Source organism: Burkholderia sp. SR8 (assembly GCF_052851275.1).
The window spans coordinates 33,824-52,791 of sequence record NZ_JAULUC010000032.1 but is presented as its reverse complement, the minus strand read 5'-3'; the positions used below and the strand labels follow the sequence as shown (position 1 = coordinate 52,791).

Genomic DNA, 18,968 nt, shown 5'->3' with positions numbered 1-18,968 from the left:
CGTCATCGTCCGAGGTAAGACTCGATCACCGCGTCGTCGCGCTTGACCTGGTCGAGCGTGCCTTGCGCGAGCACCGCGCCTTCGGCCATCACCGTCACGCGGCCCGCATCGCCCGCGAGCGCCGCGACGAACTCCATGTCGTGCTCGACGACCATCATCGAGCACGAGCCGCGCAGCGTGTTCAGCAGCTTTGCGAGCTCCATCGTCTCGTGATCGGTCATCCCGGCCGCCGGCTCGTCGAGCAGCAAGAGCGCCGGGCGCTGCATCATCAGCATGCCGATCTCGAGCCGCTGTTTCTGGCCGTGCGACAGCTCGCCGGCCGCGCGATACGCATCGCTTTCGAGACCGATCAGCGCGAGCGTCTCCTCGATCTTCGCCTGCGCGGTGCGATCGAGCCGCGCGCGCAGCGATGCGAGCCAGCCCTTGTCGGTCTGCATCGCCAGCTCCAGGTTTTCCCACACCGGATGCTGTTCGAACACGGTCGGCTTCTGGAACTTGCGGCCGATCCCGGCGCGCGCGATCTCGGGTTCGTTCATCCGCGCGAGGTCGATCGTCTGGCCGAGAAACACCTTGCCAGCATCGGGACGCGTCTTGCCGGTGATCACGTCCATCATCGTCGTCTTGCCGGCGCCGTTCGGGCCGATCACGCAGCGCAGCTCGCCCGCGTCGATCGCGAGCGACAGCTTGTTCAGCGCGCGAAAGCCGTCGAAGCTCACCTCGATGTCCTCGAGATAGAGGATCGTGCCGTGCGACGTGTCGATGCCGTCCGGCACGACGCGGCCCATCGATGCGGTGCCGCTGACGGCCAGCAGCTCGTCTTCGGGCGGTGGCGTGAACTGGTAGAGAGCCGTGCCGTTCATCCGCGTTTCCCCTTCGCGAGCAGTGTGTCGACGAGGCCCATGATTCCGCGTGGCAGCAACAGCGGCACGAGCACGAAGATCAGGCCGAGAAAGAACAGCCAGTATTCGGCGAAATACGCGGTGAAGAAGCTCTTCGCGCCGTTCACCGCGAACGCGCCGACGATCGGCCCGATCAGCGTGCCGCGCCCGCCGACCGCGACCCAGATCGCCATTTCGATCGAATTGCCGGGCGACATCTCGCCGGGATTGATGATGCCGACCTGCGGCACGTACAGCGCGCCGGCGATGCCGCACAGCACGGCCGACAGCGTCCACACGAACAGCTTGTACGCGAGCGGGCTGTAGCCGAGGAACATCAGCCGCGTCTCGCCGTCGCGTACCGCGGTCACGACGCGCCCGAGCTTGCTGGTGACGACCGCACGCGCAACGATGAACGCGAGCACGAGCGTCGCGAAGGTCAGCAGCAACAGCACGGTGCGCGTGCCCGGCGACGTGATCGAAAAGCCCGCGATGCGCTTGAAGTCGGTGAAGCCGTTGTTGCCGCCGAAGCCCGTCTCGTTGCGAAAGAACAGCAGCATCGCGGCGAACGTCAGCGCCTGCGTGATGATCGACAGGTACACGCCTTTCACGCGCGAGCGGAACGTGAAGAAGCCGAACACCCAGGCGAGCACGGCCGGCACGAGCACGACCAGCGCGAGCGCCCATGCCAGGTGTTGCGTGCCGCTCCAGTACCACGGCAGCCGATGCCAGTCGAGGAACACCATGAAGTCGGGCAGGTCGCTGCCGTACTTGCCGTCGCGGCCGATCTCGCGCATTAGGTACATGCCGATCGCATAGCCGCCGAGCGCGAAGAACAGCCCGTGGCCGAGGCTCAGGATGCCGCAGTAACCCCACACGAGGTCGAGCGCGAGTGCGGCGATCGCGTAGCACATCAGCTTGCCGGCAAGCGTCATCGCATACGCGGACAGATGGAACGCGCTCGACTCCGGCGCGACCAGCGCGGCGAGCGGCACGCCGATGCCGATCGCGATGCACAGCGCGACGAGCGCGAGCCACGCGCGGCGCGACAGCAGCGCGGGGCGCGCCGGCAGGCCGAGCGCGAAGCGTGCCTCCGCGCGCGCGGCGGCAGCGGCAGGCTTCGGCGTGTCGGCGACCGGGTTCGACAACGAATCGGTGAATGAAGTCACGTCAAGCCTCCGCGCTGCGTCCCTTCGGGGCGAACATGCCCTGCGGACGCTTCTGGATGAACAGCACGATCATCACGAGCACCGCGATCTTCGCGAGCACCGCGCCCCAGAACGGCTCGATCGCCTTGCTGACGAGGCCGAGCCCGAAGCCGCCGAGCACGGTGCCGGCGATCTGGCCGACGCCGCCGAGCACGACCGCCATGAACGAATCGATGATGTAGTTCTGCCCGAGGTCCGGGCCCACGTTGCCTATCTGCGACAGCGCGCAGCCGCCGAGGCCCGCGATGCCGGCGCCGAACGCGAACGCATACGCGTCGACGCGCGCGGTCTTCACGCCGACGCACGCGGCCATCCGGCGGTTCTGCGTGACCGCGCGCACGAACAGGCCGAGCCGCGTCTTGGTCAGCACGGCCCACGCGACGAGCACCACCGCGAGCGCGAACGCCAGGATCGCGAGCCGGTTGTACGGCAGGATCAGGTTCTGCATCACGGTTACGCCGCCGCTCATCCACGACGGGTTCACGACCTGCACGTTCTGCGCGCCGAACAGCATGCGCGTCGCCTGGATCAGGATCAGGCTCACGCCGAACGTCGCGAGCAGCGTCTCGAGCGGGCGGCCGTACAGATGCCGCAGCACGAGCCGTTCGAGCACGATGCCGACGAGCGCGGCCGCCGCGAACGACACGGGCACCGCGACGAGCGGATACCAGTCGAAGGCGCCGGGTGCGTAGCGCTGGATCAGCGTCTGCACGACATAGGTTGCGTACGCACCGATCATCAGGAATTCGCCGTGCGCCATGTTGATCACGCCGATCAGCCCGTACGTGATCGCGAGGCCGAGCGCGGCGAGCAGCAGCACGCTGCCGAGCGACAGGCCCGCGAACACGGTGCCCGCGATCTCGCCGCGGCGCTGCAGCGCGTGCAACGTATCGAGCCCCTGTTGCGCGGCGTCGCGCACGCGTGCGTCGGATTCCGCGTAGCTGCCGTCCGCGTTCTTCGCGACGAGCGGGCGCAGCTGTTCGATCATGTCGAGATCCCGGCGCGCGGCCACCACTTGCACGGCTTCGAGGCGCTTCGCCGGATCGGCGTCGTGCAGCGCGGCGATCGCCCACAGCGCGTCGAGACGGCGCTTCAACGCCGGGTCGGTTTCCTTGGCGCGTGCGCGGTCGATCATCGGCTTGAGCGCCGGGTCGGGCGACTTCAGCAGCGCATCGATCGCGTCGCGACGCGCGGCCACATCGGGCGACGCGAGTGCGCGCCCCGACAGCGCGGCGGCGATCCTGGCGCGCAGCAGGTTGTTCAGCATCACGGGCTGCGCGTCGCCGGCCGGCGTGGCGGCCTGCGTGAGCGCATCGTGCGCGGTGTCGCCGGTCTGGATCAGCAGGCGGCCGTCGCCGGTCGCGAGCGCGTCGCCGCTCGACAGCGCATCGAGCAGCGCGGCCGCGCGCGGATCGGTATCGGCGGCAAGGTGTTCGATCGCGGCCGTTTTGGCATCGAAGTCGTCGCCCGCGAGTGCGGCGGTATCGGCGGCCGTCAGCGCGCAGGCGGCGCGCGGCAGCACGCACGTCAGCGCGGCGCACGCGACGATCGCAACGACGGTCCGGTGAATGCGTATCGGCATCGGAATTCCTGTCAGGCGTGGGGAAGCGGTCTCACGCAGCGGCGTGACGGCTGCGGCTTCGGCAATCGCGACGGCGCGTGATGCCGGCGCACCGATATGCCGGTTTCGACGCGTTGCTGCCGCGCGAGCCCGCGCGGCGGGGGCGATGCACGCGTGCACGGCGCCCCCGCATCGCATCAGGCCAGCGCCGCGCGCTGCCGGCGCAGGAACGCCGGAATCGAGCTGACGATGTCCGGCTTGCCCTGGTTGCCCGCGATGTACGGGCTCCACGGCTGCGCGCGCACGGCCGTCTTCGTCTTCCACACGACGTTGAACTGTCCGTCGCCGCGGATCTCGCCGATCATCACCGGCTTGTGCAGGTGGTGGTTGCCGTCCATCGACAGCGTGAAGCCCGACGGTGCGGCAACCGTCTGGCCGATCATCGCGACGCGCACCTTGTCGACGTCGGTGCTCTTTGCCTTTTCGACCGCCTGCTTCCACATGTGGATGCCGACATAGGTGGCTTCCATCGGATCGTTGGTCACGCGCTTCGCGCCGCCCGGCAGGTTGTTCGCCTTCACCCATGCGGCGAACTGGTCCTTGAACTTCGTGTTGGTCGGGTTCTTCACCGACATGAAGTAGTTCCATGCGGCGAGGTGGCCGACGAGCGGCTTCGTGTCGATCCCGCGCAGCTCCTCCTCGCCGACCGAGAATGCGACCACCGGCACGTCGGCCGCCTTGATGCCCTGGTTGCAGAGTTCCTTGTAGAACGGCACGTTCGAATCGCCGTTGATCGTCGAGATCACGGTCGTCTTGCCGCCCTGCGCGAAGTTCTTGATGTTCGCGACGATGGTCTGGTAATCGCTGTGGCCGAACGGCGTGTAGACCTCCTGAATGTCGGCGTCCTTCACGCCCTTCGATTTCAGGAACGCGCGCAGGATCTTGTTGGTCGTGCGCGGATACACGTAGTCGGTGCCGAGCAGGAAGAAGCGCTTCGCGCCGCCGCCTTCGGCGCTCATCAGGTACTCGACGGCCGGAATCGCCTGCTGGTTCGGCGCAGCGCCCGTGTAGAACACGTTGCGCGACATTTCCTCGCCTTCGTACTGCACCGGGTAGTAGAGCAGGCCGTTCAGTTCCTCGAATACCGGCAGCACCGACTTGCGCGACACCGACGTCCAGCAGCCGAACACGCACGCGACCTTGTCCTGCGTGAGCAGCTGGCGCGCCTTCTCGGCGAACAGCGGCCAGTTCGATGCCGGATCGACGACCACCGGCTCGAGCTTGCGGCCCATCACGCCGCCGCTCTTGTTGATGTCGGCGATCGTCATCAGTGCCGTGTCCTTCAGCGACGTTTCGGAGATCGCCATCGTGCCCGACAGCGAATGCAGGATGCCGACCTTGATCGGGCCGGTGCCCGCATCGGCCGCTTGCGCGAACGGACTCTTGCCCGCCAGCGCGAGCGCACCGGCCATCGAACCGAACTTCAGCAGACTGCGACGTTTCATCGGGTTCCCCTTGACGTGTTGGTTGTGCGTGCGCCGTGGCGGCGCCGGCATCGGAATAACGCAAGGCATGTGCCAGTCGCGCGGATGCACGCCGGGCGTGCCTGTGCGCGATCGGGCAGGGTACCGGCGCGGTGCGCATGATGCGTCGTGCAGCACGCGCGATCCGTTGCGGTGCGTCGGCGCGGGCGCAAATGGTGCACGGGATGCAGCGCACGGCGCACGCGTGGGTTCGCGCGCGGTGTGAGCGGCTGAAGGGCGGGGGTAATGCCGGACGCGTCGCTGGCGCGGAGCACGTGCGACGTAGCCGGCACGAGCGGCGGTGAACGGGAACCGGGAGCAGAAATAAAAAACGGGCGCGCAATGCGCACCCGTTCGGCAGATCGGTGCGACCGGCGGCGATGCGCCGGACGACTTGGCGGCGCGCGAACGCGCACCGCCGGAAAGGTCAGAAACTCAGTAACGCGGCACGGACGGATCGACGTCGCGCGACCACGCGTCGATGCCGCCCTGCAGGTTGTACAGCTTCGTGAAGCCGCGCGATTCGAGGAACATCGCGACCTGCGCGCTGCGCATCCCGTGATGGCACACGCAGACGATTTCCGCTTCGTCGTCGAGCTCCTCGCTGCGCGCGGGGATCTGCTGCATCGGAATCGACACGCTGCCGGCGATCTGCGCGGTCGACACTTCCCACGGTTCGCGCACGTCGAGCACGACCGGCGCGGGGCGCGCCGGATCGCGCAGCCATTCCGCGAGCATCGCGGCTGTCAGGATCTGCATGGGGCCGCCGCTCAGAACTTGAAACGCGACGGTTCGATCGCGTTGACGAGGTGATCGACGTAGGTTTCGAAGACGTCAGCGACACGATACTGCTTGTCGTCGATGCGCGTGATGATCTGCGCCTTCATTACCGGACGGCCGCCGACGAACGCCGACAGGCGGCCGCCGATCTTCAGCTGCTCGAGCATCTGCTGCGGCACGAGCGGCAGGCCGCCCGCGACGCAGATCACGTCGTACGGTGCCTTGTCGGGCCAGCCGAGCGAGCCGTCGCCGACCACGACTTCCGCGTTCGTCACGCCGTCGTTGCGCAGGTTGTCGGCTGCGAACTTCGCGATGGCCGGGTCGATCTCGACGGCCGTCACGTGCTGCGCGCGATGCGCGAACAGTGCGGCGAGGTAGCCGGAGCCGGCGCCGATCACGAGCACGTTCTCGTGCTTCTTGACCGCCAGTTCCTGCAGCACGCGCGCTTCGACGCGCGGGAACAGCATCTTGCCGCGGCCGCCGGGCAGCGGCAGCTCGAGGTCCGCGAACGCGAGGTCGCGATGTTCGGGCGACACGTATTTTTCACGCTTGACGATCGACAGCAGGCCCAGGACGTCGAGATCCAGCACGTCCCACGGCCGGATCTGTTGTTCGATCATGTTGAAACGCGCGTTTTCGATATTCATGGTGTGGTCACGCAGCCAGGTCGGCCATCAGCGGGGATAGAGAAACTTCGTGATTGTACCAAACGGGACGGCGGGAAAGCCTTCAGGCGGCCTGCAACAGACCTTTACGCCTTGCTCTTCTTGATCTGCGCCTCGAACGCGAGATCGAGCTTGCTGACCTTGCGCGGCTTTTTGGGGCCGAAGTCGTCGACGAACCGGACGAATTCGTCGAGCGGCAGCGGTTCGCTGCGCTTTTCGGCGGTGCCGCTCGAGCGGTCGACCAGATAGAACAGGCCGCCGGCCATCGCGACGGCTGCAAACTGCGGGTTGCCGGAGCGGGTCTTCAGGCGTTCGACCGCGTGGGTTGCTTTGGTGGTGCGCATCGTGCGGATTCTTGCAGGGGCGTTGAGCCCCTTACTGTATCAAACCGGCCGGCCGCCCGCGGCCAAGCCGTGTCAGACCGTGCGCGAGTAGCGCTGGCGCGGCGTCCGGCCGAGGTACGCATCGAACGCCATCGCGATGTTGCGCACGACCATCCGGCCGGCCGGATGGATCGTCAGGCGGTCCGCGGCGACGCTCACCAGCCCGTCCTGCTCGAAGCCGCGCAGCGCGTCGAGCTCGCGCGCGAAGTGGTCGGCGAAGCGGATGCCGTGCGCCGCCTCGATGTGCGAGAACGGCAGTTCGAGGTTGCACATCAGCTGCGTGATCACGTCGCGGCGCAGCCGGTCGTCGGCCGTGAGCCGCACGCCGCGCGCGAGCGGCAGCCGGCCCGCGTCGAGCGCGGCGCCATAGGCCGGCAGATCCTTCGCGTTCTGCGCATAGACGTCGCCGACCTTGCCGATCGACGACACGCCGAAGCCGACCAGGTCGGTATCCGCGCGCGTGCTGTAGCCCTGGAAATTGCGCTGCAGCGTGCCGTTGCGCTGCGCGCGCACCAGTTCGTCGGACGGCCGCGCGAAGTGATCCATCCCGATGTACACGTAGCCGGCGGACGTCAGCATGTCGATCGCGAGGCCGAGCAGCGCGATGCGCGTTTCCGGCGGCGGCAGCGTCGCCTCGTCGATCTGCCGCTGCATCTTGAACAGGTGCGGCATGTGTGCGTAGCCGAACACCGACAGCCGGTCCGGCGCGAGTTCGATGATCGTCTCGAGCGTGCGCGCGAACACCGCCACCGTCTGGTGCGGCAGCCCGTAGATCAGGTCGACGCTGACCGAATGGAAGCCCGTCGCGCGCGCGGCGGACAGCAGCTCGGCCGTCATCGCGAGCGGCTGGACCCGGTTGATCGCCTTCTGCACGACCGGATCGAAATCCTGCACGCCGAGGCTCAGCCGGTTGAAGCCGATGTTGCGCAGGTGCACGAGCGTCGCCGGCGTGACCGTGCGCGGATCGATCTCGATCGAGAACTCGGCTTCTGCGTCCGGCGCGAGCGTGAAGTGTTCGCGCGTCGCCGCCATCAGCTCGGCCGTCTCGGCGTCGGACAGGAAGGTCGGCGTGCCGCCGCCCCAGTGCAGCTGCGTGACGGCACGCGCGGGATCGAACAGCGCAGCCTGCAGCGCCAGCTCGCGCTTCAGTTGCGCCAGATACGGGCGCGCGCGGCGGTGGTTGTTGGTCGCGATCTTGTTGCAGCCGCAATAGAAGCAGGCCGTGTTGCAGAACGGGATATGGAAGTACAGCGACAGATCGCTCGACGACGCGCCGGGATCGCGTGCGGCGCGCACGTAGTCGGCCGGATCGAAGTCGTCGCGAAACTGCAGCGCGGTGGGATACGACGTATAGCGCGGCCCGTTCGCACCGTACTTCGCGAGCAAATCGGGACGGAACAGTGTGTCGGCAGAACCGGAACTCATGATGGTCTCGCGCTTTTTTAGATGCTTTCGAGTATATGAACGCGCGTTTGCGCTGCATTGTGTAATAACGTCGCAGCCGTCGGTGGCACAATGCGGAGTGGGCCGCCGCACGCTGCGTCCGGTTGCCGCACCGTATTTGGGTCGTTTGTCGAGAGAGCCGAGTGTCCGTCGAAATGCCTGTCCGTCCGGCGTCTGCCGAGGTGCCGCCGCCGCATGCGTGCCGCGAAGGGTGCGGCGCATGCTGCATCGCCCCGTCGATTTCATCGCCGATTCCGGGGATGCCCGGCGGCAAGCCGGCCGGCGTGCGCTGCGTGCAGCTCGGCGACGACCTGCGCTGCCGGATCTTCGGCCGGCCCGAGCGTCCCGCGTGCTGTTCGGGGCTGCAGCCTTCGGTCGAGATGTGCGGCGCGTCGCGCAACGATGCGCTCGCGTGGCTCGCGCGCCTCGAGGTCGCGACGCAGCCGTCCCCGGGCGCCGGCGCGGCCCGCTGACGCGCGATCGATCGCGCGCCGACGCTCGCACGGAACCCGGCTGCGCGTACCGAAGCGCTCGCTTCGGAGCCAGCTGCCACACGTGGCGAAGCCGACGTCAGACCGACCGGCGCTTCGCCCGATACAGGAAGGAGAAAGTCCAGCATGACCGCATCTCGCACGCCCGGCCGGCGCCGCTTCCTCGCCGCCTGCGCCGGTGCCATCGGCGTGTCGGTATCGCTCGCCGCCTGCGCGTCGACGTTCCCGTTCATTCCCGATCACTACACGTTCTCGCGCGGCGACGTGCAGAAGGCCGTCGCGCGCAAGTTCCCGTATCAGAAGACGGTCGCGCAGGTCGTCGACGTGTCGCTCGCGAATCCGGCCGTGAACCTGCTGCCCGACCAGAACCGCGTCGCCGTGCAGCTCGACGCGCACTTCGCGAGCCCGTTCCTGCGCGCACCGGTGAGCGGCAAGTTCACCGTGTCGGGCCAGCTCGCGTACGACGCGCCGAGCCGCTCGGTCGTGCTGAAGGCGCCGGCCGTCGACAGCCTCGTGCTCGACGGCGACGCGCAGATGTACGCGCAACAGGTCGGCGCGGCCGCAGGGCTGCTCGCGACGCAGGTGCTGACCAACTATCCGATCTACACGTTCAAGCCCGAGCAGTTGCAATTTGCCGGGGTCAACTACGAACCCGGTACAATTACGATTCTTACAAACGGCATACGCGTGGCGATCGTCGAAAAGTGACGGCGCACCGCGCGCGGCCGGGCGGGCCGCGGCGGTAGCGTGGCCCTTTCTTTCGACCACTTCGGAGTTGGGCCACGGATGGACTGGATCCTGATCTGCAAGGCATTGATCCTCGGCGTCGTCGAGGGGCTGACGGAATTCCTCCCGGTGTCGAGCACCGGCCACCTGATCGTCGCCGGCAGTTTCCTGAATTTCAACGACGCGCACGCGAAGACCTTCGACGTCGTGATCCAGTTCGGCGCGATCCTCGCGGTCTGCTGGGAATACCGGCAACGGATCGTGTCCGTCGTCACGGGGCTGCCGAGCCGGCCTGATGCGCAGCGCTTCACGCTGAACGTCGTGATCGCGACGATTCCCGCGATCGCGCTCGGCCTGCTGTTCGAGAAGAAGATCAAGGCCGTGCTGTTCTCGCCGGTGCCGGTCGCGTTCGCGCTTGTCGTCGGCGGCGCGATCATCCTGTGGGCCGAGGCGCGGCAGCGCGAGCGCCGCGAGCCGCCGCGCGTGCAGTCGGTCGATGCGCTGACGCCGCTCGACGCGCTGAAGGTCGGCATCGCGCAATGTTTCGCGCTGGTGCCCGGCATGTCGCGCTCGGGGTCGACGATCATCGGCGGGATGCTGTTCGGTCTCGACCGGCGCGTCGCGACCGAATTCTCGTTCTTCCTCGCGATTCCGATCATCTTCGGCGCGACGCTCTATGAAACCGTGAAGGACTGGCAGGCGTTCACCGTCGATTCGCTCGGGCTGTTCGCGCTCGGGCTCGTTGCCGCGTTCGTCAGCGCGTTCGTGTGCGTGCGCTGGCTGTTGCGCTTCGTCGCGACGCACGACTTCACCATGTTTGCGTGGTACCGGATCGCGTTCGGGCTGTTCGTGCTGCTCGTCGGCTACAGCGGATGGCTGAACTGGGCGTGATGCGCGGGGTGGGGCGGCAGCGCGTCCAATGACGAACGGCCCGATCGGCAGATGCCGATCGGGCCGTTTTGCATGGTGCGGCGGTGTGTTGCGTTCAGCCCGCGCGCTTGCGGAACACCAGGTCCCACACGCCGTGGCCGAGCCGCAGCCCGCGCCGTTCGAACTTCGTGACAGGGCGGTAGTCGGGGCGCGGCGCGTAGTCGGCGGCCGTGTTCTCGAGCGTCGGTTCGGCGCCGAGCACTTCCAGCATCTGTTCCGCGTAGTTCTGCCAGTCGGTCGCGCAATGCAGGTAGGCGCCCGGCTTCAGGCGCGACGCGAGGTGCGCGACGAGCGGCGGCTGGATCAGCCGGCGCTTGTGGTGGCGCGCCTTGTGCCACGGGTCCGGGAAGAAAATGTGCACGCCGTCCAGGCTCTCCGGCGCGAGCATGTGCTCGAGCACTTCGACCGCGTCGTGCTGGATGATGCGGATGTTCGTCAGGCCCTGTTCGCCGATCAGCTTCAGCAGCGCGCCGACGCCCGGCTCATGCACCTCGACGCCGAGGAAGTCGTCGCCGGGCCGGTGCGCGGCGATTTCGGCGGTCGACGCGCCCATCCCGAAGCCGATCTCCAGGATGCGCGGTGCGCTGCGGCCGAACACGGCGTCCCAGTCGGGGAGTTCCGGCGCGTACGGGACGACGAAGCGCGGGCCGAACTCGTCGAGCGCGCGGCGCTGGCCGGTCGACACGCGGCCGGCGCGCGTGACGAAGCTGCGGATGCGGCGGCGGTGCAGCGGATTGACTTCGTCGGCGCCATCGGCGGCTTCGTCGGGAAGGGCGGCGGCGTCCGGCGGCAGGCCGGCTTCGTTCGGATCGTCGTGCATCATCGGTACAGAAAGCTTGGTTGCAGGCGAGGGCCCGTTGCGCGGAGCAGTGCGCCGGGTGATCGGGCACATGGTACAAAAAAGCCGCCTTCGACGAGGCGGCTCACGCGCAGGCTGCAGGGCAGCAGAAAGTGGAGCGGGCGATGGGAATCGAACCCACGTCATCAGCTTGGGAAGCTGAGGTAATGGCCATTATACGACGCCCGCAGAACGGGTGATTGTACAGGGGTTGGTACGTGGATGGCAAGCAGGTGTTTTGGCTGCTGACATCGAAAATGGCGTGGCTCGATGGGGCGCGGCGGCATTGCTGGCATTGTCAGGTCGGCCCCGCTATTCACGGGGTCTGCCGTCCACACTCGAGGTGCATCCCTTCTGCGGGCTGTAGTATCGGAGCCGCATTTCAATGGATCAACGGATGTGTCGAATACGCTTCTTAGGCGATTCGTGTTTAAGCCCCGGTTCGATTATATTGCTGGCCTCAGCGAGCAACATTCTCCTGGCTTGTCGGCTCCGCTACAATTCCGGCGATATTACCGGGGAGCCGTCCCCATGAGAGCGCGAGCCGCCGTGGGCTTGCAACAAATAAGAAAATCGATAACGCATGAATATGACCGAACTAGCTCAGGCGATACGTGCGGGCTTGATCCAACAAGATCGCTTGCTCAAGACAGACATTCCGTCGTTGCCGGACAATGCTCTCATACCGTGCCGGGCCGTGACCTATTCAGAACTCGGTCGCGACTTCAGCGTCGCGCTCGACATGGTGTCCACGGCGGGTGATATCGAACTCAAGGCGTTGATCGCGCAACCGATGACGCTGTGGATTCAGCAGGGGAACAAGTCTTATCTGCCAGTCAACGGTTATATTCACACGGCGCGCAGGCTGGGCGACGACGGTAGCCTTTCTAGCTATCAGTTTGTCGTCGCGTCGTGGATGTACTTCCTCAAATTCCGGCGCGATATGCGGTACTGGCAGGACAATAGCGCCGACCGCATCATCGCTGACGTATTCGATGTGCATCCGCAGGCTCGTGGGCAGTATCAATTTGCGTTGTCGAAACCTCTACCCTCGCGCTCGTACTGCCGTCAGAGCGAAACCGACTGGAATTTTGTCCATCGGCTGATGGAAGAGGAGGGCCTATATGGCTTTTGGCGCCAAGGCAAGGACGGCAAGTCGCATACACTCGTCGTAACCGACGATATCTATGCGTTGGACGAGGTGTCGCACGACCCGATCAGATTCAACAGGTCGGGCACAGGTAGCGACACGGATGCGTTCACGCAGTGGGCAGGTTCGCGGACTTTGCAAAGCACAGTCCATACGACCCGCACGTTTGACTACAAGGCGCCGTCGTTTGCCGACAGTCCGAACGGAACGACGTTGCCGACGAAGGCCGGCCAGGGAAATTTGCCAGAACGGGCCGAAGTCTACGAGTACACCGGCGCCTATACCTATGGACGTCATGACCGAGGTGAGCATCTCTCGAAAATCCATTTGGAGGAATGGGAGTCGCGCGCCAAGCGGTTCGTCGGGATGGGGGGAGTGCGAGGAATCGACGCTGGCCAGCGCTTCAGATTGACGGGCCATCCGGAACACGATCGCGATTCGGCCGAACAACGCGAGTTTGCCGCGATCAAGGTTCGACGCTACATCGAGAACAACCTGCCGCTGTCAAATCAGGAGGCCAGTTTTCCCCATAGCATGCAAGCCGACCTGGCGCGTGCGAAAGCGGGGTGCTCGGGCGCATCGGTCCTCCACGACGACGGTTCGGCCGGCTTCTATTTGATCGAAGTGGAGGCGCAACGCACCACGGCTCCGTATCGCAGCCCGTTCGAACATTTGAAGCCGGAGATGCATCTCGAGACGGCGATCGTCGTCGGGCCACATGGGGAAGAAGTCCATACCGACGAATTGAATCGAGTGAAGGTGATGTTCGTCTGGGATCGGCAGAACCCGGGCGATGCCGGGGCCTCGTGCTGGGTCAGAGTAGCGCAATCGGATACCGGCGGCGGCTACGGTGGTGTGCATATTCCGCGAGTCGGCGAGGAAGTCATCGTCGGTTACGTTGGCGGCGATTGCGATCGGCCAATCGTGCTGCATCGCGTCTACAACGGTGCCGTCAGTCCGCAATGGCATAGCAACGGGATCCTTTCGGGCTATCGCTCGAAAGAGTATGGCGGTAGCGGTTATAACCAGATGGTGATGGACGACGCGACGGGCCAGACCCGGGTGCAGTTGATGAGCAGCAGCGCAAATAGTTTGCTGCATCTGGGCTATCTCATCGAGCAAGCCGGCAATACTCGCGGTGCTTATGTCGGATCGGGCTTCGATCTGCGGACGGATGCATACGGCGCCGTGCGCGCTTCGCGGGGGCTGTATGTTTCGACGTATCCAAAATCGGCGAACAGTCAGCCGCTTGACGTTCGCGAAGCACAACAGCAGCTCGTCAATGCCGAGAGCATGATCGAGGCAATGTCGCAGGTAAGCACGATGCATCAGGCGGAAACCCTGGGAGAGGGGTATGACGCGCTGAAGACGTTTACCGATGCGACCCAAAGCAACGTGCAAGGTTCGAAGTCGGGAGGACGGACGGCGGGAGGCGGTGGCGGGAGTGTGAACGCGTTCAAGACACCCGTCATGCTGGTCGCGAGTCCTTCCGGTATCGCGCTGTCGACGCAGGCATCCGTGCATGTGTCGAGCGATCAGCAAACGAATCTAGTGAGCGGCCAGAGCACGTTCATCGCCAGCGGGAAGTCGTTGGTCGCGAGTGTGGCGGAGAAGATCAGCCTGTTTGTGCAAAACGCCGGGATGAAACTGATCGCGGCGAAGGGAAAGGTTGAGGTTCAGGCGCATTCGGACAATATCGAAATAACGGCCCAGAAAACCGTCAAGGTCTTGTCGGCCGCCAAGAATATCGAGGTGGCGGCGCAGCAAGAGATTCTACTTACCTCCGGTGGCGCCTATATCCGGCTCAAGGGCGGCAACATCGAGATTCACGCGCCTGGAAAGATCGATGTGAAGGGGGCGCAGCATGCAATCAGCGGGCCGACGCGGATCGACTATCCGCTATCGCCTGCGCCGACGTCGCGCGGTGCTGCAGTGCTGCAATACCATTACCACGACGATACGCCCGTGCAGGGCGCCAAATTCACCATCCACTACGACAGCGGCGCTACCTTTTCCGGCATGGTCGACAGCAAAGGCATGGCCGATCTGACAGGTGCTCCGGAAGGGCCGGGGCGCATCGAATTGGGGGAGGACAGCCGCCCTTACGAAATCAAGGCTACCGAGAATAATCCCAGCTACAAGGCCCATTGGGACGAATTCGACATGCAAGCCTCTCTGGATCGGATGCAAGGAGGTCGGGCATGAGCAGCAGTTGGGTCAGTCAGGCGGCGTCCGAGGTCGGCGACTATCTGTGGAGTGGCGCCGCTACAGTCGGCGATACCGTCGTCGGCGCCGTCGCGGGGGAGTTCTCGCAAAAGCGCAATACGGGCGCCATCATCATCGATGCCGTCATCAGCATGTTCCCTGTCGCCGGAGAAATTACGGCCGCGCGCGACGCGATTGCCATTACGCTTCGCATGTGCGACGACCCGAAGGTTCGTGACGACGGGTGGGAGTGGGTGGCGCTCGTGCTTTGCCTTGTCGCGGTCGTTCCGGTGGTCGGAGGTTTGCTCAAGGGCATAGGCAAGTTGTTGATGCGAGCGGTCAGCAAATCCGAAGATCTGGCCAAGCTATGCCAGGAAATCCTGGCCTTGATCCGCAAGGCTGGGTTTGGCGATGCAGTGGAGTGGTTCAGGCAACTGGACTTCAGCAAGTATCAGTTTGTCGTGAGCAACGCGTTCGGCATGATGCTGGATCGCATCAGCAAGGCGCTGAATTTCATTCTGAACCGGCTGGGTACCGTTATCCCGGCGCGGGTGGCGCGTTATATCAGGAAGCTGCTGCCGATCCTCGAGGAACTGCGCAAGCTGGGCGAAACGAAAATCGCGTTGGCTATCAAGGATCTGATGCGCTTGCTGGAGCATGTGCGGGGTCATCTGGTGGAGGGCACCTGGGCGGATGTGAAGGTGGGGGGCGGGACGACTCGGACGATGACCGAGGAGGCGCGTTTGGCTCATCTGGCCGAGGATACGAAGAGCTTGGGGCACAAGCCGATGACCGTCAAACAATACGTGCATAAAGACGGGTGGCCCGATCTTCGCAACTGGGAAGAGGGCGAGGCCATAGGTACGTTCAGCGCCAAGGTGCCGATTGAAGCAATTACTGGCGCGCCGGGCCAGATGATGATTCGTGTGGTCGACACTCGTTACCTGGACAAGCCGTGGACAATCCCAGGCAAGTTCTGGACCGATCGCCTTGCTCCCAACGGGCTTTGGTGGCGTATTCGCAGCGCGATCAAGCACGCTTGGAGCATGAATGGCAGCTATGTGAAGATGCAGGTGCCGACGCGCGAAGCGATGGAAAAGCTCGGCATCGAAGTCCCAGCTGGATGGGACGGGATGCGCCTGTGGAAAGGGTTGATTGCTGAGCAATGGGACAACGAAAAAGAGGTTGCCACCATGCGTTTGCTGGTCGGGGGTGACCTTCAATTCTTCGTGGATTTTCAGCACTCGTTCAATGCCCCCGTGAAAAAATGGATAGACGCGCAGCTTGCGAACGGGCAACTCAAAGCGCTTCGGACGCATTGGACTGACGTTAAGCTACCCAATCAAGCAACTGCGCGAGCGCTGATGCTGGCCGAGCGCGAGCGATCGGCCAAGATCAGACAGGAAGGCTACGCGCGGAGAGCGGTAGCCGATGCGGGGAAACAATCGACGGACGAACAGGTTCAATAATGTTGAATATTCTGACCATGACCCCCGAGCAGGAACAGGATGCGCGAGCAAAGGCGTTTTATTTGCTCAAGAAATGGACGAGTTTCACGTTCCTGGATTACGCCGTTGGACTGTATCGCGACTTTCTCGGCGCGTACGCAAAGCAACTGGACACGCCGAGCCCGAATCAGGCGGAGCTTGAGGAAGCTTACGTACATGATTTCTTGGGAGCGCTGGTGCAAATGGATTTGGGCATCGATGCATTGCGCCGAGGTCTTGACAAACGAGCAGCGTACGACGCATTGATTGTAGGGAGCCAGCAAGGTGGCGACCTGTTGTTTGGACGTAGTGCGCTAGAAATTGGTCGTAAATACGATCCCTTTTTTCATTCGCTGGGACTGAGGGATACCAACTTTGCGGACCCGGTGTATGCGACTGGGTTTGCGGAGGGAGTGTGGATCGAGCGATTGATTTGCTACGCGCTCAAGTGCACGGTCGGATTCGGTTTTACCGGGATGCTTGCATACGGAACACGTAAGGATGGAGGAACCCGCGTTTTTGAGCACTGGACCTATGAATCTATGTTCGAAAATGCCCCCCTTCCTGCGTGGCGGTATTGGCCGCCCGGGCGCACCTATCCTGCATCGCTTCCTCCTTGCCCGCCTAAAAACGAATCCAGCAGCGGCGAGATTTACAGCGATCAAGAGATTCCTGTCGAGGGTATCTGGGAGCCATGGTTTCCGGCCGGCACGGTCGGCTGTCCGAGCTACTTCCTCAAAGGCAGTATTGCCCACAAGTACCTGCTGGAAGGCACCAACGACGAACATGTGGTGCGCTGGCGGCTGCTGTGGGAAGACACGCGTTACCGGGATGGCAGCATTCCGGCGGAGGAAGAAAGTTACTTACCCAAGCCTGTCGCGCAACCGAGGCTACGGGCCTTGCCTGGAGAGCCTTGTCCGCGCACGGGTTACTGGCAAAGCCCGGCCGTGAAAGATTCGGTTTATATCGAGGCCGGCGCGTCTATGCCGGGGCCGCAGCGCACAGCATGGGGCATGGTCATTTGGCATTACGCAGATCCTCAACCGGATCATTGAATAGCTGCCGAGCCAAGAGGTAACGGCACCTCGCGGCTTGGCCATGCAGTGCCTGACGGGCCCGTCCCATCGAGCTCGTGGTTGAGTTAACGGTTGGCTTCACGACCGAGTGAAGTTACCCGGTATCACGTGATGCCGAACTATATCCAGTCCAACGGAAGGCTTCGTAATCAACGGCAACCTGTCCTCGTGCGTCAGCGCAATTGGCGGCAACGTGGATACGGCGAATGCACAACGAAATGCGCCCGCTCCCCCGCCCGCAACCCCGTGTCGAAATTAGACGAGTCGGTGTCGGAACCATACAAGCCCCGACAAAGCTTTCGCCTTAACGTGACAGACCTCTTATCCGATCGTTAGTCTGGAGCCGACATGTCCGATTTCATCACCGTTCTGCGCAAGACCTGCCCGACGCCCGTCGTCGACGCGACCAAGTGGAAGCGCATCGGCGGCGATCCGCATACCGTGAACCTCAACGCATACCTGTCCAAGGACGGCAGCAAGATCATGGGCACGTGGATCTGCACGCCGGGCAAGTTCGAGGTGAACTACGAGAAATGGGAATACTGCCACTTCCTCGACGGCTACTGCATCATCACGCCGGAAGGCGAGGAGCCGGTGCACCTGAAGGCCGGCGACGTGTTCGTGATCGAACCGGGCATGAAAGGCACGTGGGAAGTGGTGGAGACGGTGCGCAAGTACTTCGTGTTCGCCTGAGCAACGCCAGTCGATTCGGCCGCGCTACGGCCGCGCGCAACGCAGAGGTCCCGCACCTCCCGGTTCGCGGAGCCGGGAGGGCGCACGGCAGATTCCGCATCAATAGAATTCGTTCCGGTTCGGAAACAACTCGCCGAGCGTCGTCGTGCGTTCGGCCGATTCCGCCATCCCGCCGATCGCGCCGGGTGTCCGGCGCTCGCGATACGCGCTCGACATCCCGAATGCCCGCCGAAATTCGCGCCCGAGATGCGACGCGTCCGCGACCGGCGTGGTCGGCGGAGCGATTCGACAGACCGGCCTTTTGGTCGTCGACGCAATTCAGTTGAGGAGGAGGGATGGCGGCGGACAGATGTCGTCGGCAGAACCGGCCGTCCAAGGCGCAAGTCCGGCGAGCGGATCGCGTCTGTCGCGGTCGTCGCAACGCCGCGCCCGCGCTGCCGGACGCGATGCGACGGCTTCACGGGGACAATCACATCTCGATGCTGAGCGCCTTTTCGATCGCTGCAATCAATCTGAACGCATCGTCGCGGCCGATCAGGAGGCCGCGACTGGTGTACTCGCAGCCGAATGCGTAGAAGCTCGGCAGAAGCGTGATCGCGTCGTTCTGTCGATCGAAATCGACTTCGCATTTCGTCAACGGAAAGAACGGCGGTTCTTCGACGGTCGGCTGGTACACGATGTTCTCCTAGTACAGCTTGCGAGGCGGCAGCATGCGCTTCGCGCGCAGCCGCTGTCTCGCAACGGCGCTGGCTTTCTTGCGCTTGCGCTCGGTCGTCGGCTTTTCGTAGCCGGTGCGACTGCGCAGCTCGCGGATCAGGCCCGTCTTCTCGATGTTGCGCCGGAAGCGCCGGAGCGCGACATCGACGGGTTCGTTGGGCTTGAGGATGATCGTCGTCATGCAGGTCCTGGATTTAGAAAAATACGTGAAGGA

18 protein-coding genes and 1 tRNA gene are annotated in these 18,968 nt (G+C 64.3%); 7 read left to right on the top strand and 12 right to left on the bottom strand.

Annotated features, from left to right (window positions below; translation table 11 throughout):
• Positions 1-2: 2 nt before the first annotated feature.
• The 8 genes from urtD to hemN all read right to left on the bottom strand — a co-directional run bounded on the left by urtD (position 3) and on the right by hemN (position 8,423).
• The gene (gene urtD / locus Q3A80_RS28565; RefSeq protein ID WP_446332156.1) at positions 3-860 is read right to left on the bottom strand and encodes an urea ABC transporter ATP-binding protein UrtD; all 858 of its coding nucleotides are present in this window, start codon (positions 858-860) and stop codon (positions 3-5) included.
• Positions 857-2,047 (bottom strand): urea ABC transporter permease subunit UrtC, encoded by a 1,191-nt coding sequence (urtC, locus tag Q3A80_RS28560; RefSeq protein WP_446332155.1) that lies wholly within the window; start codon positions 2,045-2,047, stop codon positions 857-859. Before urtC ends, urtD begins: the two co-directional genes overlap by 4 nt.
• A 1-nt stretch (position 2,048) precedes the next feature.
• Positions 2,049-3,668 (bottom strand): urea ABC transporter permease subunit UrtB, encoded by a 1,620-nt coding sequence (urtB, locus tag Q3A80_RS28555; RefSeq protein WP_446332154.1) that lies wholly within the window; start codon positions 3,666-3,668, stop codon positions 2,049-2,051.
• A gap of 176 nt (positions 3,669-3,844) precedes the next feature.
• Complete coding sequence (gene urtA, locus Q3A80_RS28550; protein ID WP_446332153.1) at positions 3,845-5,152, bottom strand: urea ABC transporter substrate-binding protein; 1,308 nt, start codon at positions 5,150-5,152, stop codon at positions 3,845-3,847.
• Between the two features lie 453 nt (positions 5,153-5,605).
• Entirely contained in the window at positions 5,606-5,929 is a 324-nt protein-coding gene (locus tag Q3A80_RS28545) for a rhodanese-like domain-containing protein (protein WP_446332152.1), read from the bottom strand.
• An 11-nt stretch (positions 5,930-5,940) separates the two neighbouring features.
• On the bottom strand, positions 5,941-6,597 hold the full coding sequence (locus tag Q3A80_RS28540; protein ID WP_446332151.1) for a protein-L-isoaspartate O-methyltransferase family protein: 657 nt from the start codon (positions 6,595-6,597) through the stop codon (positions 5,941-5,943).
• A 104-nt stretch (positions 6,598-6,701) separates the two neighbouring features.
• Entirely contained in the window at positions 6,702-6,959 is a 258-nt protein-coding gene (locus tag Q3A80_RS28535) for a hypothetical protein (protein WP_446332150.1), read from the bottom strand.
• Between the two features lie 72 nt (positions 6,960-7,031).
• Positions 7,032-8,423 (bottom strand): oxygen-independent coproporphyrinogen III oxidase, encoded by a 1,392-nt coding sequence (hemN, locus tag Q3A80_RS28530; RefSeq protein ID WP_446332149.1) that lies wholly within the window; start codon positions 8,421-8,423, stop codon positions 7,032-7,034.
• A 173-nt stretch (positions 8,424-8,596) separates the two neighbouring features.
• On the opposite strand from hemN, the gene Q3A80_RS28525 reads away from it, so the two are divergent.
• The 3 genes from Q3A80_RS28525 to Q3A80_RS28515 all read left to right on the top strand — a co-directional run bounded on the left by Q3A80_RS28525 (position 8,597) and on the right by Q3A80_RS28515 (position 10,549).
• Positions 8,597-8,914 (top strand): YkgJ family cysteine cluster protein, encoded by a 318-nt coding sequence (locus Q3A80_RS28525; protein ID WP_446332167.1) that lies wholly within the window; start codon positions 8,597-8,599, stop codon positions 8,912-8,914.
• 144 nt (positions 8,915-9,058) lie between these two features.
• Positions 9,059-9,640 (top strand): DUF1439 domain-containing protein, encoded by a 582-nt coding sequence (locus Q3A80_RS28520; protein ID WP_446332148.1) that lies wholly within the window; start codon positions 9,059-9,061, stop codon positions 9,638-9,640.
• 78 nt (positions 9,641-9,718) lie between these two features.
• The gene (locus Q3A80_RS28515; RefSeq protein WP_446332147.1) at positions 9,719-10,549 is read left to right on the top strand and encodes an undecaprenyl-diphosphate phosphatase; all 831 of its coding nucleotides are present in this window, start codon (positions 9,719-9,721) and stop codon (positions 10,547-10,549) included.
• 94 nt (positions 10,550-10,643) lie between these two features.
• Here Q3A80_RS28515 and trmB read toward each other — a convergent pair whose 3' ends face one another.
• Together trmB and Q3A80_RS28505 are read right to left on the bottom strand one after the other, a co-directional pair.
• Complete coding sequence (trmB, locus tag Q3A80_RS28510) at positions 10,644-11,411, bottom strand: tRNA (guanosine(46)-N7)-methyltransferase TrmB (RefSeq protein ID WP_446332146.1); 768 nt, start codon at positions 11,409-11,411, stop codon at positions 10,644-10,646.
• A 129-nt stretch (positions 11,412-11,540) separates the two neighbouring features.
• Positions 11,541-11,615 (bottom strand) — tRNA-Gly (locus Q3A80_RS28505).
• A 394-nt stretch (positions 11,616-12,009) separates the two neighbouring features.
• On the opposite strand from Q3A80_RS28505, the gene Q3A80_RS28500 reads away from it, so the two are divergent.
• From Q3A80_RS28500 to Q3A80_RS28485, 4 genes are all read left to right on the top strand, one after another.
• Positions 12,010-14,781: a type VI secretion system Vgr family protein gene (locus tag Q3A80_RS28500; RefSeq protein WP_446332145.1), complete on the top strand. Its 2,772-nt coding sequence runs from the start codon at positions 12,010-12,012 to the stop codon at positions 14,779-14,781.
• A complete protein-coding gene (locus Q3A80_RS28495; RefSeq protein ID WP_446332144.1) occupies positions 14,778-16,250 on the top strand; it encodes a hypothetical protein in 1,473 nt (490 codons plus the stop codon). The genes Q3A80_RS28500 and Q3A80_RS28495 overlap by 4 nt, the downstream gene beginning before the upstream one ends.
• Positions 16,250-17,323 (top strand): Imm72 family immunity protein, encoded by a 1,074-nt coding sequence (locus Q3A80_RS28490; protein ID WP_446332143.1) that lies wholly within the window; start codon positions 16,250-16,252, stop codon positions 17,321-17,323. Before Q3A80_RS28495 ends, Q3A80_RS28490 begins: the two co-directional genes overlap by 1 nt.
• 369 nt (positions 17,324-17,692) lie before the next feature.
• Positions 17,693-18,037, top strand: coding sequence for a cupin domain-containing protein (locus Q3A80_RS28485; RefSeq protein WP_059466993.1), 345 nt, complete (start codon positions 17,693-17,695; stop codon positions 18,035-18,037).
• Between the two features lie 469 nt (positions 18,038-18,506).
• On the opposite strand, the gene Q3A80_RS28480 is transcribed toward Q3A80_RS28485, so the two are convergent.
• On the bottom strand, positions 18,507-18,713 hold the full coding sequence (locus tag Q3A80_RS28480; RefSeq protein WP_446332142.1) for a hypothetical protein: 207 nt from the start codon (positions 18,711-18,713) through the stop codon (positions 18,507-18,509).
• A 9-nt stretch (positions 18,714-18,722) separates the two neighbouring features.
• Entirely contained in the window at positions 18,723-18,935 is a 213-nt protein-coding gene (gene rpsU, locus Q3A80_RS28475; protein ID WP_059466995.1) for a 30S ribosomal protein S21, read from the bottom strand.
• Positions 18,936-18,968 lie beyond the last annotated feature (33 nt).

Excerpts from the sequence above, each read along its gene's own strand:
- Q3A80_RS28515 (WP_446332147.1), top strand. The coding sequence starts at position 9,719 with ATGGACTGGATCCTGATCTGCAAGGCATTGATCCTCGGCGTCGTCGAG.
- urtD (WP_446332156.1), bottom strand. The coding sequence starts at position 860 with ATGAACGGCACGGCTCTCTACCAGTTCACGCCACCGCCCGAAGACGAG.
- rpsU (WP_059466995.1), bottom strand. The coding sequence starts at position 18,935 with ATGACGACGATCATCCTCAAGCCCAACGAACCCGTCGATGTCGCGCTC.
- Q3A80_RS28500 (WP_446332145.1), top strand. The coding sequence starts at position 12,010 with ATGAATATGACCGAACTAGCTCAGGCGATACGTGCGGGCTTGATCCAA.
- Q3A80_RS28525 (WP_446332167.1), top strand. The coding sequence starts at position 8,597 with ATGCCTGTCCGTCCGGCGTCTGCCGAGGTGCCGCCGCCGCATGCGTGC.
- Q3A80_RS28495 (WP_446332144.1), top strand. The coding sequence starts at position 14,778 with ATGAGCAGCAGTTGGGTCAGTCAGGCGGCGTCCGAGGTCGGCGACTAT.
- urtB (WP_446332154.1), bottom strand. The coding sequence starts at position 3,668 with ATGCCGATACGCATTCACCGGACCGTCGTTGCGATCGTCGCGTGCGCC.
- Q3A80_RS28490 (WP_446332143.1), top strand. The coding sequence starts at position 16,250 with ATGTTGAATATTCTGACCATGACCCCCGAGCAGGAACAGGATGCGCGA.
- trmB (WP_446332146.1), bottom strand. The coding sequence starts at position 11,411 with ATGATGCACGACGATCCGAACGAAGCCGGCCTGCCGCCGGACGCCGCC.
- Q3A80_RS28535 (WP_446332150.1), bottom strand. The coding sequence starts at position 6,959 with ATGCGCACCACCAAAGCAACCCACGCGGTCGAACGCCTGAAGACCCGC.
- urtA (WP_446332153.1), bottom strand. The coding sequence starts at position 5,152 with ATGAAACGTCGCAGTCTGCTGAAGTTCGGTTCGATGGCCGGTGCGCTC.
- Q3A80_RS28540 (WP_446332151.1), bottom strand. The coding sequence starts at position 6,597 with ATGAATATCGAAAACGCGCGTTTCAACATGATCGAACAACAGATCCGG.
- Q3A80_RS28520 (WP_446332148.1), top strand. The coding sequence starts at position 9,059 with ATGACCGCATCTCGCACGCCCGGCCGGCGCCGCTTCCTCGCCGCCTGC.
- Q3A80_RS28485 (WP_059466993.1), top strand. The coding sequence starts at position 17,693 with ATGTCCGATTTCATCACCGTTCTGCGCAAGACCTGCCCGACGCCCGTC.
- Q3A80_RS28545 (WP_446332152.1), bottom strand. The coding sequence starts at position 5,929 with ATGCAGATCCTGACAGCCGCGATGCTCGCGGAATGGCTGCGCGATCCG.
- hemN (WP_446332149.1), bottom strand. The coding sequence starts at position 8,423 with ATGAGTTCCGGTTCTGCCGACACACTGTTCCGTCCCGATTTGCTCGCG.